The organism is Halorubrum sp. CGM4_25_10-8A (assembly GCF_005435025.1).
GTDB classification, from domain to species: Archaea; Halobacteriota; Halobacteria; order Halobacteriales; family Haloferacaceae; genus Halorubrum; species Halorubrum ezzemoulense.
Genome location: NZ_SGTX01000012.1, coordinates 48828 through 73931, shown reverse-complemented (window position 1 = coordinate 73931; position 25104 = coordinate 48828). Strand labels below are relative to the sequence as shown.

23 protein-coding genes and 1 tRNA gene are annotated in these 25104 nt (G+C 69.3%); 11 read left to right on the top strand and 13 right to left on the bottom strand.

Features of this window, described 5'->3' with window-relative positions:
• Nucleotides 1–18 precede the first annotated feature (18 nt).
• A complete protein-coding gene (locus tag EXE52_RS12950; protein ID WP_089307563.1) occupies nucleotides 19–726 on the bottom strand; it encodes a DUF1405 domain-containing protein in 708 nt (235 codons plus the stop codon).
• A 112-nt stretch (nucleotides 727–838) separates the two neighbouring features.
• Here EXE52_RS12950 and EXE52_RS12945 point away from each other — a divergent pair, with 112 nt between their 5' ends.
• Entirely contained in the window at nucleotides 839–1462 is a 624-nt protein-coding gene (locus EXE52_RS12945; RefSeq protein ID WP_086215581.1) for an FxsA family protein, read from the top strand.
• Between the two features lie 104 nt (nucleotides 1463–1566).
• Nucleotides 1567–1640: transfer RNA gene (locus EXE52_RS12940), tRNA-Ile, on the top strand.
• Between the two features lie 548 nt (nucleotides 1641–2188).
• On the opposite strand, the gene EXE52_RS12935 is transcribed toward EXE52_RS12940, so the two are convergent.
• The 3 genes from EXE52_RS12935 to EXE52_RS12925 all read right to left on the bottom strand — a co-directional run bounded on the left by EXE52_RS12935 (nucleotide 2189) and on the right by EXE52_RS12925 (nucleotide 9571).
• The gene (locus EXE52_RS12935) at nucleotides 2189–4864 is read right to left on the bottom strand and encodes a DEAD/DEAH box helicase family protein (protein ID WP_089307562.1); all 2676 of its coding nucleotides are present in this window, start codon (nucleotides 4862–4864) and stop codon (nucleotides 2189–2191) included.
• A 2-nt stretch (nucleotides 4865–4866) separates the two neighbouring features.
• Nucleotides 4867–6750 (bottom strand): site-specific DNA-methyltransferase, encoded by a 1884-nt coding sequence (locus tag EXE52_RS12930; RefSeq protein WP_089307561.1) that lies wholly within the window; start codon nucleotides 6748–6750, stop codon nucleotides 4867–4869.
• A gap of 121 nt (nucleotides 6751–6871) precedes the next feature.
• Nucleotides 6872–9571 (bottom strand): DNA methyltransferase, encoded by a 2700-nt coding sequence (locus EXE52_RS12925; protein WP_089307560.1) that lies wholly within the window; start codon nucleotides 9569–9571, stop codon nucleotides 6872–6874.
• A gap of 101 nt (nucleotides 9572–9672) precedes the next feature.
• On the opposite strand from EXE52_RS12925, the gene EXE52_RS12920 reads away from it, so the two are divergent.
• Complete coding sequence (locus tag EXE52_RS12920) at nucleotides 9673–10404, top strand: hypothetical protein (protein WP_089307559.1); 732 nt, start codon at nucleotides 9673–9675, stop codon at nucleotides 10402–10404.
• A gap of 70 nt (nucleotides 10405–10474) precedes the next feature.
• On the opposite strand, the gene EXE52_RS12915 is transcribed toward EXE52_RS12920, so the two are convergent.
• Entirely contained in the window at nucleotides 10475–11479 is a 1005-nt protein-coding gene (locus tag EXE52_RS12915) for a Gfo/Idh/MocA family protein (RefSeq protein ID WP_089307558.1), read from the bottom strand.
• Between the two features lie 162 nt (nucleotides 11480–11641).
• Here EXE52_RS12915 and EXE52_RS12910 point away from each other — a divergent pair, with 162 nt between their 5' ends.
• Entirely contained in the window at nucleotides 11642–12253 is a 612-nt protein-coding gene (locus EXE52_RS12910) for a peptide-methionine (S)-S-oxide reductase (protein ID WP_049930071.1), read from the top strand.
• Between the two features lie 82 nt (nucleotides 12254–12335).
• On the opposite strand, the gene EXE52_RS18780 is transcribed toward EXE52_RS12910, so the two are convergent.
• Nucleotides 12336–12509: a hypothetical protein gene (locus EXE52_RS18780; RefSeq protein WP_241988251.1), complete on the bottom strand. Its 174-nt coding sequence runs from the start codon at nucleotides 12507–12509 to the stop codon at nucleotides 12336–12338.
• Between the two features lie 24 nt (nucleotides 12510–12533).
• On the opposite strand from EXE52_RS18780, the gene EXE52_RS18775 reads away from it, so the two are divergent.
• Together EXE52_RS18775 and EXE52_RS12900 are read left to right on the top strand one after the other, a co-directional pair.
• The gene (locus EXE52_RS18775) at nucleotides 12534–12980 is read left to right on the top strand and encodes an MBL fold metallo-hydrolase (RefSeq protein WP_255510319.1); all 447 of its coding nucleotides are present in this window, start codon (nucleotides 12534–12536) and stop codon (nucleotides 12978–12980) included.
• 119 nt (nucleotides 12981–13099) lie between these two features.
• A complete protein-coding gene (locus EXE52_RS12900) occupies nucleotides 13100–13696 on the top strand; it encodes a GNAT family N-acetyltransferase (protein ID WP_086220053.1) in 597 nt (198 codons plus the stop codon).
• 55 nt (nucleotides 13697–13751) lie between these two features.
• On the opposite strand, the gene trpB is transcribed toward EXE52_RS12900, so the two are convergent.
• On the bottom strand, nucleotides 13752–14915 hold the full coding sequence (gene trpB, locus EXE52_RS12895) for a tryptophan synthase subunit beta (protein ID WP_049929365.1): 1164 nt from the start codon (nucleotides 14913–14915) through the stop codon (nucleotides 13752–13754).
• Between the two features lie 112 nt (nucleotides 14916–15027).
• Here trpB and EXE52_RS12890 point away from each other — a divergent pair, with 112 nt between their 5' ends.
• A complete protein-coding gene (locus EXE52_RS12890; RefSeq protein WP_089307556.1) occupies nucleotides 15028–16224 on the top strand; it encodes a pyridoxal-phosphate dependent enzyme in 1197 nt (398 codons plus the stop codon).
• A gap of 65 nt (nucleotides 16225–16289) precedes the next feature.
• Here the strand turns inward: EXE52_RS12890 and EXE52_RS12885 are convergent, their stop codons facing one another.
• Both EXE52_RS12885 and EXE52_RS12880 read right to left on the bottom strand, forming a co-directional pair.
• Entirely contained in the window at nucleotides 16290–17492 is a 1203-nt protein-coding gene (locus EXE52_RS12885; RefSeq protein ID WP_089307555.1) for a redox-regulated ATPase YchF, read from the bottom strand.
• 107 nt (nucleotides 17493–17599) lie between these two features.
• Nucleotides 17600–17857, bottom strand: a complete 258-nt coding sequence (locus tag EXE52_RS12880) for a hypothetical protein (RefSeq protein ID WP_089307554.1) — start codon at nucleotides 17855–17857, stop codon at nucleotides 17600–17602.
• 118 nt (nucleotides 17858–17975) lie between these two features.
• Here EXE52_RS12880 and EXE52_RS12875 point away from each other — a divergent pair, with 118 nt between their 5' ends.
• Nucleotides 17976–18518, top strand: coding sequence for a universal stress protein (locus EXE52_RS12875; RefSeq protein ID WP_049929361.1), 543 nt, complete (start codon nucleotides 17976–17978; stop codon nucleotides 18516–18518).
• 44 nt (nucleotides 18519–18562) lie between these two features.
• On the opposite strand, the gene EXE52_RS12870 is transcribed toward EXE52_RS12875, so the two are convergent.
• On the bottom strand, nucleotides 18563–19552 hold the full coding sequence (locus EXE52_RS12870) for a biotin--[acetyl-CoA-carboxylase] ligase (protein ID WP_086215570.1): 990 nt from the start codon (nucleotides 19550–19552) through the stop codon (nucleotides 18563–18565).
• Nucleotides 19553–19629: 77 nt separating this feature from the next.
• Between EXE52_RS12870 and EXE52_RS12865 the strand changes: the two genes are divergently transcribed.
• Both EXE52_RS12865 and EXE52_RS12860 read left to right on the top strand, forming a co-directional pair.
• Nucleotides 19630–20013 (top strand): 2Fe-2S iron-sulfur cluster-binding protein, encoded by a 384-nt coding sequence (locus EXE52_RS12865; RefSeq protein WP_049929359.1) that lies wholly within the window; start codon nucleotides 19630–19632, stop codon nucleotides 20011–20013.
• Between the two features lie 138 nt (nucleotides 20014–20151).
• Nucleotides 20152–20715, top strand: a complete 564-nt coding sequence (locus tag EXE52_RS12860) for a hypothetical protein (RefSeq protein WP_049929357.1) — start codon at nucleotides 20152–20154, stop codon at nucleotides 20713–20715.
• Nucleotides 20716–20775: 60 nt separating this feature from the next.
• Here EXE52_RS12860 and EXE52_RS12855 read toward each other — a convergent pair whose 3' ends face one another.
• Entirely contained in the window at nucleotides 20776–21711 is a 936-nt protein-coding gene (locus EXE52_RS12855; protein ID WP_049929356.1) for a DMT family transporter, read from the bottom strand.
• Nucleotides 21712–21894: 183 nt separating this feature from the next.
• Between EXE52_RS12855 and EXE52_RS12850 the strand changes: the two genes are divergently transcribed.
• Nucleotides 21895–22377, top strand: coding sequence for an Lrp/AsnC family transcriptional regulator (locus tag EXE52_RS12850; protein ID WP_049929354.1), 483 nt, complete (start codon nucleotides 21895–21897; stop codon nucleotides 22375–22377).
• Nucleotides 22378–22384: 7 nt separating this feature from the next.
• Here the strand turns inward: EXE52_RS12850 and EXE52_RS12845 are convergent, their stop codons facing one another.
• Entirely contained in the window at nucleotides 22385–22909 is a 525-nt protein-coding gene (locus tag EXE52_RS12845; RefSeq protein ID WP_049929353.1) for a phosphate-starvation-inducible PsiE family protein, read from the bottom strand.
• Nucleotides 22910–22987: 78 nt separating this feature from the next.
• Nucleotides 22988–24871 carry a Glu-tRNA(Gln) amidotransferase subunit GatE gene (gene gatE, locus EXE52_RS12840; RefSeq protein ID WP_049929352.1) on the bottom strand — a complete coding sequence of 628 codons (1884 nt, stop codon included), beginning with the start codon at nucleotides 24869–24871 and terminating at the stop codon, nucleotides 22988–22990.
• Between the last annotated feature and the right edge of the window lie 233 nt (nucleotides 24872–25104).

Below are 25104 nucleotides of genomic sequence, written 5' to 3'. Positions count from 1 at the left end.
GAGGTGGCGTCGGACTGGCTACGTCCCGAGGTCGCCCGCGCGGCGTCGGAGCGTCGCGATACGGGTTCCGAGCGTCCAGAACAGCGGGATCACGGTAAGTACGACCGCGCCGGCGGCCGCGACCTGAAGCACGGTCGTCGTGAACCACGGCTCGCCGTCGGCGTACGGCAGCGCGGTGTGTGTCACGTCGCCGATCACGGGGACAAAGTAGTCCATCAGCAGGTCGACGGTGTACCACGCGGTCGCGATCGCCACCGCGCGGAGCGGGAAGTCGGTGATGCGGTAGAGGACGAACGCCTGAACGACCATCGCGAGGTGGCTCACGAGCAGGAACGCGTACAGCCCGGGGCCGTTGACCGCGAGGAACTCCGGCCAGAAGACGACGAGGACGTACGGGGTCCACAGCCCGAGCTTGACGTTGCCGAAGAAGGCGAGCGCGGCGAGGGTGTCGCTCGACCGCCCGAGCGCCCACGCGCCGAGCGCGAGCGCGATGAGCAGCGTCGCGCCGGGGCTGTCGGGGATGAAGAGCCACATCTCCGTCGGGAGGGCGCGGAACTGGAACCGGTAGTACCAGAAGCCGAACGCGGTGCCGACGAGGTTGATGACGACGATGACCCACGCGAACCGGAAGGCGACGTCCTCCAGCCGTTTCGGGAGCGGCGCGACCCACCGCGGCAGCGACTCGCGGTCCGGCGGGTCGCGTCCGAGCGCGCCGACGATGTCCATACCGCGGGCTCGGACCGGGCGGGCAAAGCGGTGGCGGTCGCGGTGGACGCGACCGGCGATGCGGGCGACCGCGACGAAAAGGGCTATGCGTGCCCGGCGGGAAGGCGGGGGTATGCGCCCGCGAACGCTGCTCGCGCTGCTGCTCGTCGTCCCCCTCGTGGACGCGCTGTTCCTGATCGTGGTCGCGACGCGGCTCGGGTGGGCCGTCACGGTCGCGCTCGTCGTGTTGACGGCCGTCCTCGGCATGCTCCTGCTGCGCGCCGAGGGACGCGCGACGCTCGCGCGCATCCAACGCAAACTGGCCCGGGGCTCGCCGCCGACCGACGAACTGCTCGACGGCGGGCTGCTCATCGCCGCGGGTGCGTTCCTGCTCACGCCGGGGCTCGTCACCGACGCCGTCGGGTTCCTGCTTGCCCTCCCGCTCTCGCGGGTTCCGATCCGAATGGCCCTGAAGAAGTACGTCGTCGTCCCGTACCTCGAACGCGAGACGGACGGCTTCTTCTCGGGGAACGTCTACGTCGGCGGCTTCCCGGGCGACGGTGAGGGCGGGTTCTCGATGGGCGGCGGCTTCCCCGGTGGTCCCGGGGGCGACCCCGACGGGTTCGACGGCGGCAGCGGCACGGACGCCGACGAGAGCGTCGCAGGGAACGCGGGCTCCGGTGGCGCGTCGACGGACGACGACGTCGTCGACGTGGACTTCACCGTCGAAGAGGAGGAGCGGAAGGGAAGCGACTGACGGCGCCGGGGTCGCGATCCCCCGTGAAACCGCCACACGGCGGGGCGGCCTTCGAAAGGAAACCCTTAAAATCCTACCCGCGCAACGACTGAATGCGCTCACCTGGGCCAATAGCTCAGTCAGGTTGAGCGCTCGGCTGATAACCGGGAGGTCCACGGTTCAAATCCGTGTTGGCCCACCTACAACGCCCACGGTCTTCGGCCGTGGCGTGTTAGGGGCCGGGAACTCCCCAGCCACCTAATTCCGTCCTAACTCTCGATAATTAGAGCCTTCTGTACCAGTAGAATTCGACCGTCGTGTCCACGGATACCGCGACGTGGTCAGCCCCATCGTAGCCTAGCCGTAGCGCACGGCGCCACGTTCGTGGACCTCCGACCGCGTCAACGAGCGCGGACCGGTGACGGTATCGATCGAGTTGCGATCGACGACGGTGAAACTGGAAGCCGTCCCGAAGCAAGCGAGGAGAGATATGCGCGGGTCTGCCTCTGACGTGGTGTTCCGGTTACACCGACCTGCTAGAGGGACTAGAGGCGGAAAAGTTTGCTGAAATATGTTGTCGTCCCTTCGCTGAGAGCCCTCTGGCAGAGGCCATTGACAACGACCCACACGGCTCTGACTGTGGGTTCGGGCCGATACGCGAACGGTCCGACGACGAGAGGAGACCGGCCGTGAGCGAGGGCAGCGATATCGGCCCACTCCGAGACCGATCAACGCTCGGTGAGCGCCTCACTCGGCGTCGACGTCGATGTTGAGGACGTCTTCGATGATATCGTCGTCCCGAAAGTCGGTCGCGAGGTCGAAGTCGACGTTCAGCGCGTCGTAGTGAGCGCGGGCGCACTCGATCTTCGTCGCCTCGGACGGCCGGAGGTCGTCTTCGGTGCCGAACTTCGTCTCCCTGATGAGGTACAGTCGGCGGTCTTCCGCGTCCGCGCGGACCGCCGTCTCCTTGTCGAAGAGGACGGCCCAGTCCGGGTTGTACGGCCCTATCGGCGTGGGGAGCTGATACTCGCGCGGGAGCTTGATGAACAGCGCGACGGAGTCGTCCCGGTCGAGGCGGCGCGCGAACCGCCGCTCACCCTCGCTGTCGCAGATAACCTTATCGTAGACGCTCTTGTCCACGCTGACAGTATTTTCGGCGTAGGTCTCGACCTCGCTGAGGATGTCCGTCGGGTGCGCATCGCCGATCCGCTCGTAGTCGATGTGTTCGACCACGTACTCGGTTTTGACCGCGTCGATCGTCTCGCGGGCCGCGACCCGATACGCGTGGGGGTTCTTCAGTAGCTGGTCGACCGTCTCGGATTCGAGGATGATCTCTGCGACTGTTTGCTTCGTCAGCCCCGTCTCGGCGGCGATATGACTGACGACATCCGGGAGCGGGCCGTCGCGGTCGACGGACTCCACCTGCGAGGCGATGCCCACCGTCTCGATGTCGGCGCCGTCGTCCATCGATAGCTCTCCGCGGGAGACGCGGAGCCGCGGCTCGTCGACCGTGACGCCGGCGAGTTCGGCCGCCGCGCTCTCGACGAGCGCCGGCGAATCGATCGTCGTCGTGTACGTCGTTTTCGGCGCGATCCGCTCCCACAGCCTCGCGAACGCCGGGGACTCGTCGACGACCTCTGTCCGCGGCGTGACGACGGTCCGGTCCCGGTGATCATTCGTCTGCGCGCGCATGTCGTCGCCGTAGTCAGTCGCCGAACTGTACTCCGCCTGGAGGTCGTCGGCGTAGTCGGCGTAGCTCTCGTTGGCGATCACCGTGAGGCGATTGCGCCGGTCGCCCGGCGGCAGGCGCGTCCCGTCCTGATAGACGGGGAGTCGAACGCCGCGTCCGATCTCCTGGCGTTTCTTCACCGAACTGACCGTATTGTTGAGCGTACAGATCTGGAAGACGTTGGGGTTGTCCCACCCCTCCTGGAGCGCGCTGTGCGAGAAGATGAACTGCGTCGGCTCGTCGGCGGAGAGCAGCGTTTCCTTATCTCGCATGATGAGCTCGTACGACTCCACGTCGTCCCGGATCGAGCTCTCTCGCACCTTGATGTCGCCGCTCGTCGTCGTGGCGAAGTACGCGCCGGCGACGTCCTCCGGCGACTGATCGGGGAACAGATCGCTGTACCGGTCTTCGGCCTTCAGCTCGGTGAACGCCTCGCAGAAGGCTTCCCAGAGGTGGCCGGTCTCGTCGCCGCTCCTGCCGCGGAAGTTGTCGATCCGATCGATGAAAAAGAGGCTCAAGACTTTGATCCCGTCTCGGCGGTAGTCGAGCGCCTTCTCGAAGTGCTCGCGGACCGTCTCCCGGATCTGCCGGTGCTGGATCGTCTCGATGTCGGTGTCCGTGGACTCCCCGCTGTGGAGCCGCGTCCCGTCGCTGAGCTCGATGACTTCGTGGCGGGCGTCGATCGACGCCACCTCGACACCCTCGTACGGCGGTAAGCCGTTGCTCGCCGCGTAGAGGCTGTCCCCGGCGCGGACCGTCTTCTTTCCAAGTTGGGCCCCGGTCGACCGGTCCTTGTACAGCTCTATCCGTGCCTTCGGACCGGCGTCGAACGACAGCGGTCGAACGTATCGCTTGTCGAAGTCCTCGTCTTGGACGACGGAGAGCACTTCGATGGTTTTCACCAACCCCTTCTCGTGCGCGTCGACGGGCGAGAGCTCGTACACCTTGTTTCTGATCCGTCGGTGCGTCGCCGAGTACCGAAGCGTACAGAGGGGGTCCAACGCCGAGATGGCCGCTTTGCTCTTCTCGCCCTCCATGTTCTGCGGCTCGTCCAAGACGGCGATCGGATTGGTCGCCGCGATGCGGTCGACCGGGCGGTCGCCGTTGAGCTTGTCGTGAGGCCGGAACATGACGTTCTCGTCGCTCCGGTTGATGCTCTGGAGCGTCATGACCATGACCTCGATCTGGCTGCTGCTGCCGAACCGGATCACGTCGCTCAGCGTCGACGAGTCGTACTCGGTCCAGTTGAACGGCGGCCGCGAATACAGCGAGTCGAAGTGGGCTCGCGTCTGCTGTATCGTTTTCACGACGCCCTCGCGGATCGCCACGCTCGGAACGACGATGAGGAACTTTCGCCAGCCGTACCGCCGGTAGAGCTCGTGGATCGTCCGGAGGTAGACGTACGTCTTGCCCGTCCCGGTCTCCATGTCGACGCTGAAGCTCAACAGGTCGGTCGTCTCGCCGTCGGCCGCCCGATAGAGGTCGTCGCTCTGTGCGAGGTCGTGACGCCGCTGGACCTTTCGCGTGTTGGCCGTGAGCTGCTCCTCGGAGAGTGCTAACTCGTTCGGAACGGTCGTCCCGTGCGTCCCGAACGCGGGCTGCTCGCCGACGTTCGGCTGGCCGTCGAAGATGTCGGTGACCGCGTCGACGGCCTCCTGCTGATACTCGAGGTCGGGATCGAATTCGAATTCCATGGTCAGATCGTTCGGAGCGAGAGGTCGCGGTTGAGGCGTTCCTTGTCCGTATCGGAGAGGCTCCCGTCCAAGCAGACGTACTGCGTGTCCGCCGGGAGATCGAACTCGGTGAGCGTCTCGTACGTCACCGATTCCGCGAAGGTGACCAGCGCGTCGCGGTCGTCTTCGGACAGGTGATAGGTGTGGTCCGCGAGGGCCTCGACGGCGGCGTCCAGCGAGAACCCGAGCAGGAGCTGTACCTCGACCAGCGCGGCGTCCGGATCGGTCAGATCGACGGCCGAGCCGGCGCCGGCCGCGTATCGTTCGAGCGCGGCGCGGGCTTCCGACTCCGTGTCGGGGCGTCCCCACCGCTCGAAGCGCGACTCCCCAAGCGTGTACTTGTCGAAGCCGAGCCCCGGAGCGGCGTCCGGCAGGTCGTGGTCGTCGGCGACCTGCTCGCTCGCCAGCCGCAGGCGCCGCTCGCAGACCTCCGCGTGGGTCGTCTCTTCCCCCCGCGGCTCGTCGAGTTCGTCGTCCAGTTGGACGAGCATGAACCGGACGGGGTCGTCGAACTCCTCGGTCGCGTTGAGCTGCATGACCGCGTGGCCCGTCGTCCCCGATCCCGCGAAGAAGTCCAAGACGATGTCGCCGCCGTCCACGCTGTGGCGGATCAGCTTCCGGATCAGGTCCGTCGACTTGGGGAAGTCGTACGCCTTGTAGCCGAACAGCGATTTCAGCTCGCGCGTCGCCGTGCCGGTCATCCCCGTCTGGAGGACGGTGCGGTCGAAGGCGTCCTCGAACAGCTCGATGTCCTCGTCGGTCGTCGTCGTTTCGATCCACGACGAGAGCGGCTTGTACCGGCTCTCGATCTCGTTTTGGAAGCGTTTGAACTTGGGCACGCCCTCGCCGTCGTCGGGGAAGAGGATCCGACCCTCCTCGATGTACTGCCGCATCGTCTCCTCGCCGAGGCGCCAGACGCTGTTCGGGTCCGGCTGATAGGTGTGGCCGGTCTCGGGGTCCGTGATCTCGTAGAACATCGTCGGCCGCTCGTCTTTCGTCCGCGAGTTCTTCAGATCGCCGGCGACCCACGGGCCGCGGGGATCGTCGTCCGGGTTCGTGTAGTTGTCGAACGACTTCTCGACGCCCCGCATCTCGAACGCGTCGGACCGCTGGTACACCACGACGTACTCGTGGTCGATGGACATCCCGCCCGAGTTCCGTGCGTCGGGGGTCCGGCGCTTCCAGACGAAGGTGCCGACGTAGTTGTCCTCGCCGTAGATCTCGTCCATGAGGTGGCGGAGGTTGTGGTACTCGTTGTGATCGATGCTCACGAAGATCGCCCCGTCGTTCCGGAGGAGATTCCGCCCGAGGAACAGCCGGGGATACATCATCGACAGCCAGTCGCTGTGGTACCGCCCGTTCGTCTCCGGGTTGCTCACCAGCTTGTCGCCGTCCGCCGTCCGCTGGCCGGTCTCCCGCTCGTAGTCGGCGGCCGCGGTCGAGTAGTCGTCCTTGTAGATGAAATCCGACCCGGTGTTGTACGGCGGGTCGAGGTAGATCATCTTTATTCGCTGCTGGTAGGACCGCTGGAGCGTCTTCAGGGTCGCGAGGTTCTCGCCCTCGATGAAGTGGTTGCCCGACTCCCCGTAGTCGACGCTCTCGTCGGGACGCGGGACCAGCGTCTGCTCCGTCGCCGCCTGGGCGCGTGCGGTGGCCTCGCCCTTTCCGGCCCACGAGAGCTCGTACCGCTCCGCCCCCGACGACTCACCGTCGGCGTCGAGCAGCGATTCGAGCTTCGCCGCGTCGAGCTCTCCCTCGGAGAACGCGCTCGGCACAATCTCACGAAGTTTCGCCCGTATGGCGGCCGCGTTGGACGGTTTCTCCAGTCGGTCACGCTCATCGCTCATATACACCCGGAGAGAACCGACACGGGGTTAAACCATCGTACTGGGGACCGAGATCGGGCCCGAGCCTCGTTGAGAGCCCGGTCGACGACGCCGGTTCGCGTCGCGGGCGGGGCTCGCCGAGTCAGGGCGGCGTCGTCGCGAGTTCGAACAGCCGTTCTTCGCCCCGCTCCGCGGGCGACCGGCGCCCGCCGAGGAGCTCGATCAGCTTCGAATACGTGAGACAGCGGAACGGGTTGTCGTCGGTCAACTCGTCGAGGGCGGGCTGCGTGACGGCCTTCTCCCATCGATCGTATCGGTTGTCGGGGACGACGGACACGGCCCGGGGCGTCGCGCCGGTTTCCGCGTACGCGTTCCCCATGCGAACGATTCCGTCCTGCGGGTCCGTCGAGTGCTCCACCTCGAACATCGCGACCGGCGTCTCGCCGTCGAACCAGATCAGGTCGACGTTCCTGAGCCGCTCGCGAACGGTGTCGGAGAAGTCGCCGGGTATCCGCAGCCGCGTCTGCGTATCGCGGAGGACCTCGCTGCGATCGGTCTCCGGGTCCCCGATCCACGCGTCGTAGCCGACGGACTTGCCGAACTCGGCGAGTCGGTTGATGATCCGGTCGTGGTCCAGTTCCAGCTGCTCGCGCTGCGTTTCCGTGTCGACCAGGCCCTCCTCCTCGGCCAAGGTGTTTCCGGCGAGCGTCTGCTGGTACGAGTCGCGTCGCCGCCAGTAGACGACGCCGTCTTTCTCGACCGGCTCAGCGGTCGACTGTAACACGTCCAATATCTCTTGGTTCTCCGGCGTCTGCGCGTCCTTGAGGCTCGTGAAGATCCGCGAGAGGATCTCGTCGAGCGTGGCGGCGGACCCCTCCTTCCCCGCGTAGACGGATTCGATCAGCCACCTGATGCGGCGCTGGAGCGGGATGTACTCGACCTCGTCGGTCGCCGCCCAGTCGGCGGTCGTCCACGCGTCGCCGTCGGGGGTGCGTTCGAGGTAATCGTCGAAGAGGCGGCGATAGTCGAAGTCGCGCACCTGTTCGGAGTGCATCCTGTTGTCCTCGATGAGCCGCAGCGTCACCCCGCGGACCAGCTGATCGTACGTCGCGCGGCCGTCGTGGAGCCGGATGACGCGCTTCGCCTCCTCCAAGATGGACTCCCGGACCGCCTGAATGTCACCGAAGTCCAGTTCGGGCTGTTCCCGGGTCTCCGGTCGCCGGAACGTGATGTAGATGTCGCCGTTCATCGTCCCCGGCTTCCGGCGGTTGATCCAGTTCGTGTACTCCTGTGCGGGAACCTGATAGACCGCGTCGACGTAGTCGAACCCGGCCTGCTGGATCGCGTGTATCAGGGAGTTCCAGTATTTGAGTTCGCTGCTGTGGAACGTGACCGTCAGATGTCCGCCGCTTTCGAGCACTCGGAACACCTCCTCGAACGCCGCCGCGAGCATCTCCTCGTAGCGCTCCCGCGGCTTCTCTTGGCGCGGATTGACGACGATTTCGTCCTCCCAGTTGACGCTGCTGTCCAGCCAGCTGTTCGCCATGTAGCTGAGCTCGAAGTACTGGACGGCGTCGCCGTACTCGGGATCGGTGAACACGTACTGTACCGACTGGTCGTCGACCGGGAGGTCGCGCGCGTCTCCCTGGATGAACCTCCCTCGGTCTCCCACGGGGTCGCCCCCGTTCAGTTCGTCGTTCGCCTCGCGCATGCCGTCGAGCACGGTCGAGAACCGGTTCCGGAACGCGTGCGCGACGTTGAGTTCGAGGTTCTCCGGGTGGATGACGTAGTTCTTCGCCGCCCAGCCCTTCTTGTTCGGCCGCTGCATCCGGCTCACGTGTTCGAGAATGGCGACGAAAGTGAGCAGGAGGGCGTCAACGACGGTCCGGTCAAATTCCTGTGTTTCCAGCCGGTGTATCTCGTGCCGGAGGATAGACAGCGCGATCAGATTCCGGTCGGTGAACAGCTTGTCGACGCGCTCGGTCCCCGGACGACTCGTGTAGAAGTCCTGTCCGTTGGGGTACACCAGCTCGTTGTCGGGGTAGTAATAGGGGGGCGAGAGCTCGCCGATCCGGTCGAGTTTGGCCTCGTCCGCCTCGTCCAGCGGGACCGTTTCACTCGCGTCGCACTCCGGACAGACGTACTTGAGCTCGTTCGGAACGTCCTCCTCGATCCGGATGTACCCGTTTTCGAACAGCCGCTGGTTGATCGCCCGCGTTATCTCCGACTTGCGCGCGTCGCCGAACTCGTCTAAGTCGATGCGCTCCACCAACGCGTCGTGCGAGAGGCGCTCGGCCTCGCTGAGCTGATCGTAGATTTCCGTCGCAAGGGCATCGAGCGTCCCGTCGCCGGATATCGGCTCGCTCGCTTGCCCCGGACTGGGTGAGTACACCCGAGTCGCGGTCGTTTCGAGCGTCCGCGCCCGTTCGTGGCCGCAGTTCCGGCACGTCGTCTCGTAGAGCCACCGGAATGACCGCTGCGCGTCGCCGTCGGCGCCGCCGACCTCGTGGCGCCGGTACCGGAGGTTCTCCATCACGGTGTCGAACCCGTCTTCGAGTTCGTCCAAGTCCACGTGAGCGGCGGTCGTGCGGGCGATGTGGCGGAACAGCGGGTTCAGGTCGTTGTAGATACCGCGACGGTCCGCCCGGAGCGCCTCCAAGGCGGTGACGCCGCTCCCGGAGAACGGGTCCAGCACCGTCTCTCCCTCGTCGGTGAACTGCTCGATGTAGCTCGTGACGAGGTTCTGTGGCTTCCGCCCCCAGAACCGAACCATGTTGTACATCGGTGTGTTCGGCGAGGAGACGGCGTGTTCGGGGGGCTCCGTGATATCGTCCGCAGGCATATCGATCGGTTACCGGGGGGAGGTAGCTGCCGGGGATAAGGGCACCGCCTCACGACCGGCGATATCTCTATAAGATAGCTGACTGTTTAGACGGAACGTCGATGGACATCACGACGGAAACGATAGACTGCGACGGGCACGGCGGCTTCGACTGCGTTCGGTATCGGTTCGACTACGGCGGCGAGGACCGCGCGCTGCTCGACGAGCTACGAGACGACGGGGAGCGTCTCGCTGAGGGCTCCGACGGACGGATGGCCCGGGACAGCTCCCGCGGCAGGTCGGCCGACACGCAGAGCGTCGACGGTATCTCGGGAGTGCTGGCGGAGTGGGTGTGGAAAGACTGGCTCACCCGAACGGCCGAGCGGCGCGACACGGGCGCGGACGTGTTCCAAGACGACGAGTGGGACACCCCACAGGAACAGGTCGACATCACCGTCGACCGCGGCCGCGGCGAGAGCGCCGCCGTGGAGGTCCGGTCGTCGTTCCCCTACACGGGCGCGGAGAAGGCGGTGTGTACCCACTTCGACGTGATTGGCTGGTACAACAACGAGGTGAAGAAACGCGAGATACGGAAGGACTACTACGTCCGCGTGTTGTTCCCGTTCCACAAGAGTAACTTCTGGACGGAGTTCGAGTCGAACTCCTTCGACGTCTACCTGGCCGGGGGTGCGCCCCGAGCGATGCTAGAAGACAGCCCGCACGCCGAAGACAAGCCGTTCACGCCTCACTGGGACGACTCCTCCGACGGTGGCCAACGGGGGACGTACCGGGTGATCAGCCCGATCGCGAACGCGATGGACACGCCGGCGATCACCGACGAGATCGTCGCGTAGGCGGGGCGAACGTCGAACCGAGCGCCACGGCCGCCGGAGCGACGGCGATCTGTACCCCAAGCGATCCGAGTCAGAGGTCGATCGGAGAACCGTTCGCGGCGCTCTCCGACAGCGCGTCGAGGATCCGCATGTTCGCAACGGCCGACGCGCCGTCGGTCACGGGGGTCGCGTCGCCGGCGACGCGGTCGGCGAAGTGCTCGACCTGAAGCCGGTACTGATCGACCGCCGGGAACGTCTCGACCCCGCGACGGCCGTCGATCTCGTACTCCAGTTCCAGCCGCTCGTCGGCCGGGGCGTCGAAGGCGTTCTCGACCGCGACCCACCCGTTCGTCGCGTCCACGCGGTACCGCTCGACGTGGCGGGTGTCGAACCCGGAGGCGACCCGGGCCGACCGGCCGTCGCCGTACGCAAGCACGCCCGCGAGTTCGGTGTCGACGCCCGCGTCGCGGGTGTCCCCCGTGTGGGCGTACGCCCGGTCGGGAGCGCCGAGGACGGTGCGAGCCAGCGAGACGGGGTAGCAGCCGACGTCCATCAGCGACCCGCCGGCGAGCTCCGGGTCGAGTCGAACGTCGTTCGGGCGGTCGGACAGCGGGAACCGGAACGTCGCGGTCACCGTGCGCACGTCATCGAGTTCCGTCGCGGCGAGCTCGACGGCGCGCTCGGTCCGGGGGTGGTACCGGTACATGAACGCCTCCATCAGGGTGACGCCGCGGCGGTCGCAGTGGTCGGCGACCGCTCGCGCCTCGGCGGCGTCGGCGGCCAGCGGCTTCTCGCAGAGGACGGCGAGCCCGGCGTCCGCGGCGCGTTTCGTCCACTCACCGTGGAGCCCGTTGGGGAGCGGGACGTACACCGCGTCGATGGCGTCGTCGTCGAGCAGTGCCTCGTAGGTGCCGTAACTGCGGGGGATCGAGTGGCGGGCGGCGAACGACGCCGCGCGGTCGGCGTCCCGGGACGCGACCGCGCCGACGGCGTGGTCGCTCGCGGCGATCGCCGGGACGACGGCCTTGTCGGCGATTCCCGCGGTCCCGAGGACGCCGAATTCGAGGCGGGCCGGTTCGGTCGAGTGAGCGCTCATGTCCGCCGCGACGCGGCCCCACCTCAAGTGGTTTGGGTCCCGGCCGAACGAGACGCTCGACGTGGGGCGGCGCGCAATGTATCCGTCTGCGAGCCCGAGACACGGGCGATGCGGTCCGACCCGCGAACCGCGCTCCGGCGGCTCTACAGACAGGTGGCACCCATGGAACTCACACGGACACAGGTACGCGAGTACGACCGCCGCGCGGCCGACGCCGGCGAGACCGAGACGGCGACGTTCGGCGTCGGCTGCTTCTGGGGCCCGGACGCGCAGTTCGGCGCGGTGGAGGGCGTCGTCCGCACCCGCGCGGGGTACGCGGGTGGGACCAAACGTGACCCGACGTACCACTCGCTGGGCGACCACACGGAGGTGGTTCAGGTCGATTTCGACCCCGAAACGATATCGTACCGGGATGTGCTGGAACGGGTGTTCGCGGCGCACGACCCGCGGCGGCAGTCCCGGAAGACGCAGTACCAGAACGTCGTCCTCGTCGAGCGCGCGGCCCAGCGGGAGGCCCTCGACGAGTTCCTCTCGGCGCGGGGACTCACCGCCGACGGGATCGACACGCGCGTCGAGCGGCTGTCGCGGTTCTCTCCCGCGGAGGACTACCACCAGAAGTACAGGCTCAGGTCCGCCTCGTCACTAATTGAGCCGTTCGACGCGGCCGGATACGACGGCGCCGAGCTGCGAGAGTCGCCGCTCGCCGCCAAGCTGAACGGGTACGTCGCCGGACACGACGTGAACGTCGCCGAGGAGCTCCCGGCGCCCGAGTGAGTCCGTCGAGGCTCGCCCGCTCGAACTCGATCGGCGACCAGCGTTCGCCATGGAACTCGCGCCGGGCGTACGCGCACTCCCGCTACACGTATCGCTGGACGGCCGGGAAGCGACACTCACTCCCACCGCGGTCGAGACCCCGCAGGGACTCCTCCTGATCGACGTGGGCCTGCCCGACGAGGTCGGCGTCCTCGGAGACGCGCTCGCGGACAAGGGGTTGTCCCTCGACGACGCGCGGGGCGTCCTCGTCACGCATTAGGAGCTCGACCTCGCCGCCTGTCTGGCGGCCGTGGTCGACCGGACCGGCGCCGCCGTGTTCGCCCACGAGGCAGAGGCCCCGTACCTGGAGGGCGACGAGGAGCTCGTCAAGTCGAGCGAGGAGCGGCCGACGGCGATCGAACCGGCGACCGTCGACGTCCGCCTGACCGGGGGCGAGACGTTCGCGACGGCGGCCGGTCCGACGGAGGTCGTCCCGACCCCCGGCCACGGCCCGGGGCACGTGTCGGCGTACTTCCCCGGCGCCGAGCTGCTCGTCAGCGCCGACGCGCTCACCGTCGCCGACGGCGAACTCGCCGGGCTCAGCCCGGAGATGACCCCGGACCTCGACACCGCGCTGGAGAGCGTCGCGGTCCTCGCCGACCGGGACGTGGCGGAGACGGTCTGCTTCCACGGGGGCCACGTCGAGGCCGGGACGGAGCGCCTCGAAGAGATCGCTGGCGGTGAGTAGGGTCGACGCGCTGAGCGCGGACGCGTCGAGCGCGGATGTGCGGTAACGTCGACGCTCCGAGAGCGAGCGCGCCCCCCGCGATCCGTGTCTTCAAGCCGGACGCGCCGTCACGGTTCGTCGTGGACGCGAACGAACTCTCGCTCCGGTCGTACGATCCGCGGGACGACGCGGCCGTGTGGGCGCTTCACGAGTGGGCGATGCGGGAGACCGGGGTCGACCCGTCCGACATCCCCGGCACCGACGACCTGCGGTCCGTGGCGGCGTCGTACCTCGACGCGGGGGGCGCGTTCGTCGTCGGCGTCGTCGACGCCGTCGACGCCGACCAGTCGCCGGACGATCCGTCGCCGGAGCGGCAGTCGGTGGATTCGGCGGCGTCACGGGCCCCGGACCAACTGGCGACCCACGACGGGACGCTCGCCGCGATGGGCGGCTACGTGCCCAACGAGGCCGGGCACGGCGACGAGCGCGACCGCCCCGGCGCCGCGGAGCTCCACCGGATGCGCGTCGCGCCGCCGTATCAGCGGCGCGGCTACGGACGGGCGCTGCTCGACGAGCTGGAGCGGCGGGCGGCCTCCGGTGGGTTCGAGACGCTCCTCGCGACGACCTCGACGCGCCAGCCCGCGGCGCTCGACTTCTACGCGAGTCGGGGATACGAGCGGACGGACACCTCGACCGCCGGCGCGTACGAACTCGTCCACTTCGAGAAGGAGCTCTGAGCGCCGCGCCGGAAGGGGTCAATCGGGCGGGAGAGTCTCGCCCGGAGAGGTGACCTCACCCGGAGAGATCGAAGTGCTCCGCCGCCGTCTGCATGTCCTTGTCGCCGCGCCCGCAGAGGTTGACCAACAGCGTGTCGTGTCGGTCCTCCTCGGCGAGCTTGGCGGTCAGCGCGAGGGCGTGGGCCGGCTCCAGCGCCGGGATGATCCCCTCGGCCTCGCTCAGTTCGCGGAACGCGGCCAGCGCCTCGTCGTCGGAGACCGCGTGGTACTCCGCGCGGCCCATCTCCTGGAGCGCGGCGTGCTCCGGCCCGATGGCGGGGTAGTCGAGCCCGGCGGAGACGGAGTGGTTCTCGGTGTCGTCGCCGATCGTCTTCGTCTTCATCCCCTGGAAGATCCGCGGCTCCTCCTGTTTCGTCTTCGAGAGCGGGGCCGAGTGGTTCGCGTCGTCGGTGCCGCCCGGCTCGGCGCCGTAGAACATCACGTCGTCATCCTTGAACGCGTGCCAGAGGCCGATCGAGTTCGACCCGCCGCCCACGCAGGCGACGCACGCGTCGGGGAGGTCGCCGTGGCGCTCTTGGATCTGCTCGCGGGCCTCGGTCCCGATGACGGACTGGAACTCGCGGACCATCCGCGGGAACGGGTCGGGCCCCACGACGCTGCCGACGAGGTAGTGCGTCGAGTCGACGTTCTCGGCGAAGTCCTCTAACGCGGCGTCGACCGCCTCCGCGAGCCCCTCGTTGCCGCGGTCGACCGGCTCCACGTCCGCGCCCATGAGGCGCATCCGGAACACGTTCATCTCCTGTCGCTGCATGTCGTGCCGGCCCATGTACACGGTCGTGTCGAGGTCCAGCAGGGCGCCGACCATCGCCGTCGCGGTGCCGTGCTGCCCCGCCCCGGTCTCCGCGATCAGGCGGTCCTTCCCGGCCCGCTTGGCCAGCAGCGCCTGCCCGAGCGTGTTGTTGAGCTTGTGCGCCCCGCCGTGGAGGAGGTCCTCGTGTTTGAGGTAGATGTCCGCGCCGTACCGCTCGCTGAGCGTCTCCGCGTAGAAGACGGGCGTCGGCCGCCCCGCGAAGTGTTCGAGCAGGTCACGGAACTCCGCCATGAACTCGTCGTCGGCGACGGCCTCCTCGTAGGCCGCCGCCAGCTCCGCCAACGGTTCCTCCAGCGGTTCCGGGACGTGTCGGCCGCCGAACTCGCCGAACTCGCCTGGCGTACCCATGCGTGACCGGTGTGGCCGCGACTCAAAAAAGACGAGGGAACCCCCGGGCGCTGCCGCGGTCGCGGCGCCCGCCCGTGACCAACGATTTGTGTCGCGACCGAGACCGTGGCGTATGGAACGACTGGTCTGTTACGACTGCGGCGAGACGTACCCCGCCGGCGAGGCGGCCCGCTGCGCGTGCGGCGAGCCGCTCTGGTTCGACACGCACGGGACCGGGTTCTCGTGGCCCGAGGCGAGCGGCGGCGGTGGCGTGCGGCTCGGGCGAGACTCCCTCTGGCGGTACGAGCCCGTCCTACCCGCGGCGACCGTTCCGAGCGGCCTCGCCGCGGCCGCCGGGGGCACGCCGCTGTTCCGCGCGCCGTCGATCGAGCCGGCGGACGGGCCGCGGGTCCACCTCAAGGTCGAGGGGACCAACCCGACGGGGAGCTTCAAGGACCGGGGGACGGCCGTCGGGATGGCCCGCATCGACGGCCCGGTCGGGACGGTCTCGCACGGCAACATGGCACTGAGCGTCGCCGCGCACGCGGCGGCGCTGGACCGGGAGGCCGCGATCCTCGTCGCCGAGGACACGCCGGACTCGCGGCTCGCGATGATCGCCCAGCACGACCCGCACCTGTTCCGGGTCCGGGGGGAGTACGGGCGGCTCTACGAGGACACGCTCGACCACGACCTCGGGGTCGCCTTCCTCAATTCCGACGCCCCGCTCCGGGTCGCCGGCCAGAAGACGGTGGCGTACGAGATCTGCGAGGCGTTCGCTCCCGACGCGCCCGACGCGATCGTCCTGCCGGTCAGCAGCGGCGGACAGGCGAGCGGCGTCTGGAAGGCGCTCCGAGAGCTGGACGCGGCGGGAGTGCTCCCGTCGATCCCGCGGATCTACCTCGCGCAGGCCGCCCGCTGTGACCCGATCGCGCGGGCGTTCCGGCGGGGAGACTCCCGCGTCGAACCCGTCGCGGGCGAGCCGACCGCGGCCGTCTCGATCAACAACGCCGACCCGCCGAGCGGGAACCGCGCGCTGGCCGCCGTCCGGGCGACAGACGGCGGCGTCGTCTCCGTCTCGGAGGAGTCGATGCTGGCCGAGACTGACCGGCTCGCGGCCGACGCCGGAGTCTCCGTCGAGCCGTCGTGCGCGGTGGCGACGGCCGCCGTGCGAGAGCTCGCCGCGGTGGGCGAGTTCGGCCCCGACGACGACGTGGCCGCGATCCTGACGGGGTCGGGGTACAAGTACGGAGCGACCGAGGTCGAGGGCTCGTCCGTTCGGGAGGTCGACCGGGCCGACGTTCCCGACGCGGTCCGCGATATCGTATCGTGACCGGCCGGACGCACGGAGGTCGTTCGGAAGAGCGGCCAGCGGGGTCGGCGGCCTCGTCGGAGCGGCTACGGCGCGGCCTGCTTCGTCGAGACCAGTTCGATCACGTCGCGGTGGGAGAGCTCGCGGTCGGTGCCCACCTGCCGGCCGCTCCGGCAGTCGGTGCCGTGGAGCAGCCCCTCGCCGATGTCCGAGTGGATGTGGTACGCGAAGTCCTCCGTCGTCGACCCCTCGGGGAGGATGAAGCAGTCGCGGAAGACTCCCTTCTCGTCTTTGCTCCCGTTCGCGGAGCCGGGGAAGACGGCGATACAGCCCAGCACGTCGAAGACGGCGGACTCGAGCGCGCCCTGGACGCCCGTGCCGTCGTACTCGTCGACGAACTCGGAGATCTGGTCGAGGCCGGCCTTCTGCTCCCCGGAGACGTCGCCGACGACCTCGAACGCGTCGTCGCCGGGCGTGTAGTCGACGACGCCGGCGTCGTCGGCGTTCTTCAGCGCCTTCTCCGCGTGGGCGCTCGCGGGGACGAACGAGAGGTGGTCGTAGTCGGGGTCGCTCGTGATCTCCGCCCAGTTCGCCTGCGCCTCGGGGGTGTCCATCTTGTTGGCGGCGATCACCATCGGCTTCGTGCGCTTGCGGATCTCGCGGGCCAGTTCGACCTTGTCCGTCTCGTCCCACGTCTCGGGGTCGAGTTCGAGGTCCTGCGCGAGGATGGTGCGTTTCATCCGGTCTTTGTCGGTCCCGAACGCGGACATCTGGTCGGCGAGCTCCGCCTCGATGGCCGCGTCGGCGCCGTGATACCGCGTCTCGAACTTCTCTAAGCCCTTCTCCAACACGTCGAGGTACCACGCGTCGAGCTCCTCCTCTAAGAAGTCGATGTCCTCACGGGGGTCGTGGCTCTCGGTCGCCTCGCCCTCGATGTCGGTCTTCCCCGAGAAGTCGACGACGTGGATCAGCACGTCGGTCTCGTTGAGGTCGGTGAGGAACTGGTTGCCGAGCCCGCGGCCCTCGTGGGCGCCCGGGACGAGCCCGGCCACGTCGACCAGCTTCACGGGGACGAACCGCGTCCCTTCGCGGCAGACGCCGACGCTCGGCGTACAGGTCTCGTCGAACTCGGGCGCGGCGCAGTCGACGCGGACGTACGCCTCGCCGACGGTCGGGTCGATGGTTGTGAACGGGTACGCCCCCTCCGGTACGTCGTTCATCGTCGCGGCGTTGAAGAACGTCGACTTGCCCACCGAGGGCTTGCCGACGAGACCGATCCGATAGCTCATTACCACCGCTGCGCGGCGCGGCGGCAAAAGCGATGCGAGACGCGCCGTGGCGTGGGGATCGGTGACGAGGGAGGGGCCCGGCCGCGAGCCGTCGCGGGAGGCCCGATCTACGCGTCGCCGTCGGACTGCCCGGGCTCCCCGAGCGCCTCGATCGGGAGGACATTCTGGAGCGCGGCGTGCGCGTTGGCGGCGCCCTCGAACCTCGCCTGGTCGACCTCGGCCAGGAGGTCGCCGAGGTCGGCGTCGCCGTCGGCGAACAACACCGTCGTGCCTGCGACCGAGTCGGCGAGCGCTCCGCGGTCGGCGGGGTACGCGCGGTCGGCGAGCGTCGATTCGAGGCGGGAGCGGTTGATCTCGTCGGACATACCGACCCGTCGTGCGAGAGAGCATAAGCGTGCGCTCGGCCCGGACGCCACCGGACTGCGGCGAGAAACCGGCAAGAACAAAGGGTTATCCCTCCCGGTCGTCATGCTACACGTGAACATGCCCCTATACGACCGGATTCTGGTCCCGACCGACGGCTCCTCGGAGGGGGAGTTAGCGGTGTGTCACGCGCTCGACCTCGCCGCGGTCCACGGGGCGTCGGTGCGCGCGATATACGTGGTCGACACCGCGCGGTACGCCGGGATGCCGATGGAGACGACGTGGGAGGGGGTGGGCGACCTGCTGTACGACGACGGCGAGGCGGCGCTCGAGACGGTGTGCGAACTCGCCGCCGACCGCGGCGTCGACGTCGAGACGTCCGTCGTCGACGGCTCGCCGAGCCGCGAGATCATCACCCACGCCGAACGGACGGGCTGCGACCTCGTCGTGATGGGGACCCACGGGCGCGGCGGGATCGACCGCCTCCTCCTCGGTAGCGTCGCCGAGAAGGTGGTCCGGGGGTCGTCGGTGCCGGTGTTGACCGTCCGGATCGGCGACGACGAGGACGCGGCGACCGCGGGCGAGACCGCGACCGCGGGCGAGACGGGCGCCGCCGGGGCCGACGCGGACGGGTCCGTCTCCGACGCGACGGAGACGGGGTAGCGAGCCGCGGCGCGTCGGCTGGGAGTCAGGCCGCGTCGCGGAGGTCAGGCCGCGTCGCGGAGGTGTTCGCAGTCGCCCGCGTGGACGCGCCGCCGGCCCTCGTCGGTGTCGACCACGAGCGCACCCGGCTCCGTCACGTCGACCGCGGTGCCCTCCACGACCCCCTCGGCGGTGTCGACCCGGACGCGCCGGCCGAGCGTGCTCGCCCGCTCGCGCCACGCGGGGAGGACCTCGTCGAGCGCGCCGGGCGAGGCGGTCAGTTCCGCGTAACGTTCGAGCAACGTCGCGGCGAACCGCCGCCGGTCGATCGGGCCGCCGCGCTCCGCCGACAGCGACGTCGCGCCCGCGGGCAGCGTCTCGGGGTCGAGGTTGGCGTTGACGCCGACGCCGACGACGAGCCAGCCGACCCGGTCGGCCTCCCCCTCCATCTCCGTCAAGATCCCCGCCAGCTTCGGGCCGCCGCGGCCGGGGGCGGCGGGATCTGGCACTTCGGAGCCGCTTCCGTCACCCCCGACGAGCACGTCGTTCGGCCACTTGATCCGCGCGTCCACGCCGGCCTCGCGGGCGGCGTCAGTCGTCGCCACCGCGGCCGCGAGGGTGAAGAGCGGCGCCCGCGCGGTCGGCACGTCCGGCCGGGTGAGGACCGACAGCCAGACCCCGCCGCTCGGCGCGACCCACTCCCGGTCGAGGCGGCCGCGGCTCCCGGTCTGTTCGTCGGCGACTACGGCGACGTCGGTCTCCCCTTCCGCCGCGAGCTCCCGGGCCCGCTCGTTCGTCGACGCGATCCGGTCGTGATACTCCACGGAGTAGGGTGCGTCGAGGCCGAACGCGATCCCCGGTCCGGAGTACCCCGGCTCGTCGGGGGCGACGTACCCCGCCGCGGTCGACTTGACCGCGAACCCGTCCTCGCGGAGCCCCTCGACCGCCTTCCAGACGGCCGCCCGGGAGACGCCGAGCGACTCGGCGAGGGCGGGCCCGGAGACGGGGCCGTCGTCGGCAGCGAGGGCGTCGAGCAGCGCGCGCCGCGTGTCCATGTCGCCCGTTCCGACGCCCGGGCCGAAAGCCGTTCCGGGTCCGGGACGCTTTGTGTGCGGCGCGCGAAGGGACGCCGATGACCGAGGACGAACCCGACGAGGACGCCGGCGGACGGTCAGGGAGCGGGTCCGAGACGGTCCCGCTCGTCGTCGTCGACGGCGACGACCGCGTCGAACTCGCCGTGGAGCGCGGTCGCAACCTCCGGCGGGTCATGCTCGACGCCGGCCTGTCGCCGTACGCGTCCGCGACGCGCCGGCTCAACTGCGGGGGGCGGGGGATCTGCGCCACCTGCGGCGTCCGCGTCCGAGAGGGGCCGCCGGCCGACCAGTGGCACGACCGCCTCGCCGACCGGTTCGGCTACCCGCGGCTCTCCTGTCAGATCGCGGTCGACCGCCCGATGACGGTCGCGCTCGTCGACAAGCGCGTGTGGGGCGGGCGGCGGTCGGGCGGCGACGGGTAGCGGCCGCGACCGCGCCGGGCCACACCGCGTTTCCGGTGAAACGGCGAACGGTAGCGCGTGGCACGCGACCGCGCGCGGAAAGCGTGACGACACCGCTCGCGGCACAAAAGCCAAGTCCGCGGGCCCGAACGGTCCGGTATGCAACCCTCCAAGGAGCGCGAGTCGTCCGACGACCCGATGGACGACCTCGACGACCTCCTCGACGACGACCTCGCGGGCGGCGAGGGAGAGTCAGAGGCCGACGCCGGCGGGGCCGCGAGCGCCGAGCCGACGGCGGGGAGCGAGGCCGGCTCCGGGGACGCCGGCCGGGTCGGCGTCTCGGGGCGGTGGTTCTCGGCGAAGGCGTTCGGTCTCGCGCTCGTCGCGGTCGCGGTCGGCGTGTTCGTCGGCGGCCTGATCCCGCTCATCGGCGGGACGGTCGGGACCGCGGGCGGCGTGTTCGTCGCCGCGTTCCTGCTCGGCCTTGTGCTGTCGGCGCGCCGCTACGTCGAGACCGGGACCGCCGGCGCCGCCGCGGGCGCCGCGAGCGCGGTGACAAGCGTCCTCGGCGTCGGCTTCCTCCCGATCGGGATCGACTACCTCTCGCAGTGGGGGCTCCCGCTCGTCGCGGTCGGCGGGGGCGTCGGGCTGGTGCTCGCGCTGCTCGGCCACTACTTCGGCCGCGACCTCCGCGCGGGGCTGAGCCGAGACGTGGAGGGGTGAGTCGCCGAAATCCGCGAGGGGTGAACGACCGGAACCCGCGAGAGGCGTCTCCGTGAGCCGCTACTCTCGCAACCGGTCGACGCCGACGTAGTCGGCGATCTCGCGGCGCTCTAAGACGAGGAAGCCGGCGAGGATCGCGACGAACCCGATCAGCGCCTCGGCGTCGACGAGGTGACCGAGCAGGGCCCAGCTACCGACCGCGGCGACGACGGGCTCGGCGTAGCCGACGAGGTGGAGCTGCGACGGGCCGACCGCGTCGAGCAGCGCGAAGTACAGGAGGAACGCGACCACGCCGGAGAGCAGCGTCAGATACGCGAGCGAGGCGATCGCCGTCTGGTTCCAGGCGATCGCGGCGGGCGACTCGCCGATCGCGGCGGCCGCGACGAGCAGCTGCCCGGCTCCGATCACCATCGCCCAGCCCTGAAGCGCGGCGATCGGGAGGTCGGTGCGGAGCGGGCGCAGCAGGACGGCGCCCAGAGAGAAGGCGGCCGCGCCGGCGAACGCGAGCGCGACGCCGACGACCGCCGCGCTGCCCAGCCCGGCCGCGGCCGGGTCGGCGATCACGGCCACGCCGATGACGCCGAGCGCGAACCCGCCGATTTCGACGGGGCCGAGGCGTTCGTTCGGGAGGAGCGCGGCCGCGAAGACGGCAGTCAACACCGGCGAGAGGCTCACGACGACCGCGGCGACCGCGCCGGAGATCCGGATCTCGCCGAGGTAGAGGAACCCGTGATACGCCGCGATCACGAACGTGCCCGCGACGGCGACGCCGAGCCACTCGTCGCGGCCCCGCGGGATCCACCGGTCCGCGGCGACCGCGGCGTAGCCCAGCACGACCGCGCCGGCGACGACGTACCTGACGCCGGCGAACAACAGCGGCGGGAAGTAGTGGAGGCCGGCCTCGATCGCGACGAAGGACGTGCCCCAGAGCGTTGCGAGCAGCAGGAACGCGGCGACGACCGCTTCCGGAGTAGAGAGGAGGTTTCTGAGATTCACTGGTTATGAATTCGAAAGACGCAGACGTAGTTAAACTATTCTCTCGGATAGTGCGTTATTCGAAACGAAGAATCAGACATACGAATTAGATCCGATTCGAGCCCCGAACGGCGCCGACATCTTGGAGTATCCTCCAACCCTGTCGGTCGACATATACAACCGGTCGGGGGTCGATCCGGGGGTATGGACGAGCGCGACGTGCGGCTGTTGAAGGCGATATCCGATCTCGGTACCGGGAGCCCGGAGCGGCTCCACGAGGAGACCGGGATTCCGGTGTCGACGATCCACTACCGACTGAACAACCTCCGGGAGGACGGCGTCATCGAGAACGACCTGTACGACCTCGACCACGAGGCGCTCGGGCTCGGCGTCACCGTCATCGTCGAGGTGCTCGCGAGCTACGAGGGCCCGTACGAGGAGTTCGCGGACGAGCTGCTGGCGGTGGAGGGCGTCACGGAGGCGTTCTTCACGATGGGCGAGACGGACTTCGTCGTCCTCGCGCGACTCTCCTCGTCGGACACCGTCGAGCGGCTCATCAGCGACTTCGAGGCGATCCCCGAGGTCGAGCGCACGAACTCGACGTTCACCATCGCGGCGCTGCGCGACGAGCCGCGCGCGCCGGCGACGTACGACCTCGACACGTTGATCGAGGAGCTGACCGAGTGACGGCGGCTCACTCGGGCGTCAGCGAGGCGCCGACAGAGCGCTCGACGTACAACAGCAGCACGAGCCCGAGCATTACGGTCCCGTAGGAGACGGCGGCGAACAGCGCGTCCTGCGTCGAGGGGTACTCGGTGGTGCGGAAGATGATCACCTTCCGGACCATCGCGATGACACCGGTGTAGATCACCAGCCTGACGATCCGCCTGGTGTCGCTCTGTTCGATGTACGCGACGACCGTCTGGTACACCTCGACGATGATGAGCAGCAGGAGGCCCGTCTCGATGAAGCCGATGACCACTTCCGGGTTCGTGATCTCTCCCGTCGGGACGGACTCAACGATCTGGATCGCGAGGTCGACGACGCCGATACCGAACAGGAGCGCGAACAGCGCCGCGGCGGCGAGTTCGACGGCGTGAACGAAGCGGTTCGTCACCTCCGAGACGCGGCCGCTGACCGTCTGCGTCTCGGCCGGGTCGGGCGCGCGGTCCGACGCGGACGAATCGTCCGACTGGTCGACCACAGGCGAGTCTGCCATCAGATGACCCTCAATTCCGATAACGGACTCGCGCCACGTAAAGAGGGGGCCTAACCGGTGTGGGACGCGCGGAACGCGTTACGAGCGCTTGCCGATCTCCTCGCGAAGCACGTCGGAGACGACCTCCCCGTCGGCCTTCCCGCGGAGCGCGCCCATCGCCTCGCCCATCAGCCCGGAGAACGCCCCCATCCCCTCGGCCTCGATCTGGTCCGCATTGCGCTCGACGACCTCGACGACCGCCTCGCGGACCTCCGCCTCGCTCACGCCCGAGAGGCCCGCCGCCTCGACGGCCTCGCTCGCCGTCAGATCGGGGTCCTCGGCGAGCGTCGTCAGCACCTCGGGGACGCCCTCCTTCGCGAGGTCGCCCGACTCGACGAGGTCGAACAGCGCGAGGAAGTGGTCGTCGGTGAGGTGCTCGACGGGCGCGCCGTCGCGCCGGATCTCCGTCGTCGTCGACTCCAGCGTCGTCGCAGCGAAGGTGGGGTCGACGCCGCGGTCGACCGCCGCCTCGAACAGCGGGAACCGCTGGCCGAACGCGACCTGCTCGGCGAGCCCGGCGTCGAGGCCGAACTCGTCGGCGTACCGTTCGGCCTTCTCGTCGAGGAGTTCCGGCGTCTCCACGTCCGAGGGGTCCGGTTCCACCGGCGGCACGTCCGTCTCGGGGTACATCCGCGCGGCGCCCGGGAGCGGGCGGAGGTAGCGGGTCGTGCCGTCGTCGTTCGCGCCGCGGGTCTCCTCGGGGACGCCCTCCATCGCGGCCTCGGCGCGCTCCGCGGCCGCCTCGATCGCGAGGTCGGCGGTCTCCGGGTCGGCCGCGACGATGGCGACCGCGTCCGCCTCGCCCGCGCCGACCGCATCGCGTAGCGCGTCGACCTCCGCCTCGGTGACGCCGTACGCCGGCAGTTCGTCGGTGTGGAAGATGCCGCCCGCGCCGTGGCGCTTCGCGTGGTCCGACAGCTCCGTGCCGAGCCGGCGGTCGGGCTGGAGTTCGCGGCCAACGAGGCCGTCGAACCCGAACAGCGGGACCGCGGTGACCTTCCCGCCAGAGTCGAGCGCGCCGCGGATGACGCCCGACTCGGTGTCGGCGAAGACGTCGGTCGCGTCCGTCACGTCGCCGACGCTCGCGTCGCGTTCGCGGAGTTCGTCGCGGATTTCGAGCAGCTCCGCCTGTCGGCCCACCTCGCCGCGGACGATGTCCTCGATCCCTTGGAGGTCCTGAACGCCCTTCACCTCGACGCGCGCGCCGTCGGCGATGGAGACGTTCACGTCCTGCCGGATGGTGCCGAGCCCGCGCTTGACCGCACCCGTCGAGCGAAGCAGCATCCCGATGCGCTCGGCGGCCTGCCGCGCGCCCTCCGGGCTGCGGATGTCCGGGCCCGTCCCGATCTCGACGAGGGGGACGCCGAGCCGGTCGAGCGAGTAGACGACGCCGTCGTCCGTCTCTTCGACGCGCTTCGCGGACTCCTCTTCGAGCATGAGGTCGACGACCGACACCGACCCGGACTCCGTCTCGATCTCGCCGTCCTGCCCGAGGAGGATCGAGCGCTGGAAGCCGGAGGTGTTCGAGCCGTCGATGACGAGCTTCCGCATGACGTGCGCCTGGTCGACGACCGAGAGGTCGAGCAGGTCGGCGATCTGGAGCGCCACGGAGAGCGCCTCGCCGTCGACGCGGCGGGGCGGTTCGTCGTCCTCCTCGACGAGGCAGGTCGTGTCGTACGCGAGGTAGGTGAACTCGCGGTCGACGCGGCTCTCTTCCATCGCGGCGTCGTCCAGCTCGCCCAGTTCGCTCTTCGTCGGGTGGAGCTGTCGGGTGATCGACCGGTCGGACTCGTCGGGGTCGCGCTCGACGGTCGGGGAGTCGCAGAACAGCTTGGTCTCGGTGTCGAGCTGCTGGTGGATCTCCAGCCCGGCGACGAGCCCCAGTTCCTCGTAGTCGTACTCGGGGGTCGCGTCCGTACTCATTACGCCACACTCCGACGGCGCGCGACTAAAAGGGTGGCAGTTCGCGCGGGCGAGGCGACAATCAGCAACAAACAGCCGATGCGGTGGCGCGTGCCTGCGATCGACCGCCCCCGGCGGCCGCGAAGCCAGCACGCGCGAGGGAGTCGGTGGTCCTCCGCTTCGCTCCGGACCACCGACAGGGCGAGAGCCCCGCTCTCGCTTACAACCGGGCGTCGTCCGGTGACGAGGCTGGG

Coding starts and splice junctions, on each gene's coding strand:
- EXE52_RS12950 (WP_089307563.1), bottom strand. CDS start 726: ATGGACATCGTCGGCGCGCTCGGACGCGACCCGCCGGACCGCGAGTCG.
- EXE52_RS12945 (WP_086215581.1), top strand. CDS start 839: ATGCGCCCGCGAACGCTGCTCGCGCTGCTGCTCGTCGTCCCCCTCGTG.
- EXE52_RS12935 (WP_089307562.1), bottom strand. CDS start 4,864: ATGGAATTCGAATTCGATCCCGACCTCGAGTATCAGCAGGAGGCCGTC.
- EXE52_RS12930 (WP_089307561.1), bottom strand. CDS start 6,750: ATGAGCGATGAGCGTGACCGACTGGAGAAACCGTCCAACGCGGCCGCC.
- EXE52_RS12925 (WP_089307560.1), bottom strand. CDS start 9,571: ATGCCTGCGGACGATATCACGGAGCCCCCCGAACACGCCGTCTCCTCG.
- EXE52_RS12920 (WP_089307559.1), top strand. CDS start 9,673: ATGGACATCACGACGGAAACGATAGACTGCGACGGGCACGGCGGCTTC.
- EXE52_RS12915 (WP_089307558.1), bottom strand. CDS start 11,479: ATGAGCGCTCACTCGACCGAACCGGCCCGCCTCGAATTCGGCGTCCTC.
- EXE52_RS12910 (WP_049930071.1), top strand. CDS start 11,642: ATGGAACTCACACGGACACAGGTACGCGAGTACGACCGCCGCGCGGCC.
- EXE52_RS18780 (WP_241988251.1), bottom strand. CDS start 12,509: ATGCGTGACGAGGACGCCCCGCGCGTCGTCGAGGGACAACCCCTTGTC.
- trpB (WP_049929365.1), bottom strand. CDS start 14,915: ATGGGTACGCCAGGCGAGTTCGGCGAGTTCGGCGGCCGACACGTCCCG.
- EXE52_RS12890 (WP_089307556.1), top strand. CDS start 15,028: ATGGAACGACTGGTCTGTTACGACTGCGGCGAGACGTACCCCGCCGGC.
- EXE52_RS12885 (WP_089307555.1), bottom strand. CDS start 17,492: ATGAGCTATCGGATCGGTCTCGTCGGCAAGCCCTCGGTGGGCAAGTCG.
- EXE52_RS12880 (WP_089307554.1), bottom strand. CDS start 17,857: ATGTCCGACGAGATCAACCGCTCCCGCCTCGAATCGACGCTCGCCGAC.
- EXE52_RS12875 (WP_049929361.1), top strand. CDS start 17,976: ATGCCCCTATACGACCGGATTCTGGTCCCGACCGACGGCTCCTCGGAG.
- EXE52_RS12870 (WP_086215570.1), bottom strand. CDS start 19,552: ATGGACACGCGGCGCGCGCTGCTCGACGCCCTCGCTGCCGACGACGGC.
- EXE52_RS12865 (WP_049929359.1), top strand. CDS start 19,630: ATGACCGAGGACGAACCCGACGAGGACGCCGGCGGACGGTCAGGGAGC.
- EXE52_RS12860 (WP_049929357.1), top strand. CDS start 20,152: ATGCAACCCTCCAAGGAGCGCGAGTCGTCCGACGACCCGATGGACGAC.
- EXE52_RS12850 (WP_049929354.1), top strand. CDS start 21,895: ATGGACGAGCGCGACGTGCGGCTGTTGAAGGCGATATCCGATCTCGGT.
- EXE52_RS12845 (WP_049929353.1), bottom strand. CDS start 22,909: ATGGCAGACTCGCCTGTGGTCGACCAGTCGGACGATTCGTCCGCGTCG.
- gatE (WP_049929352.1), bottom strand. CDS start 24,871: ATGAGTACGGACGCGACCCCCGAGTACGACTACGAGGAACTGGGGCTC.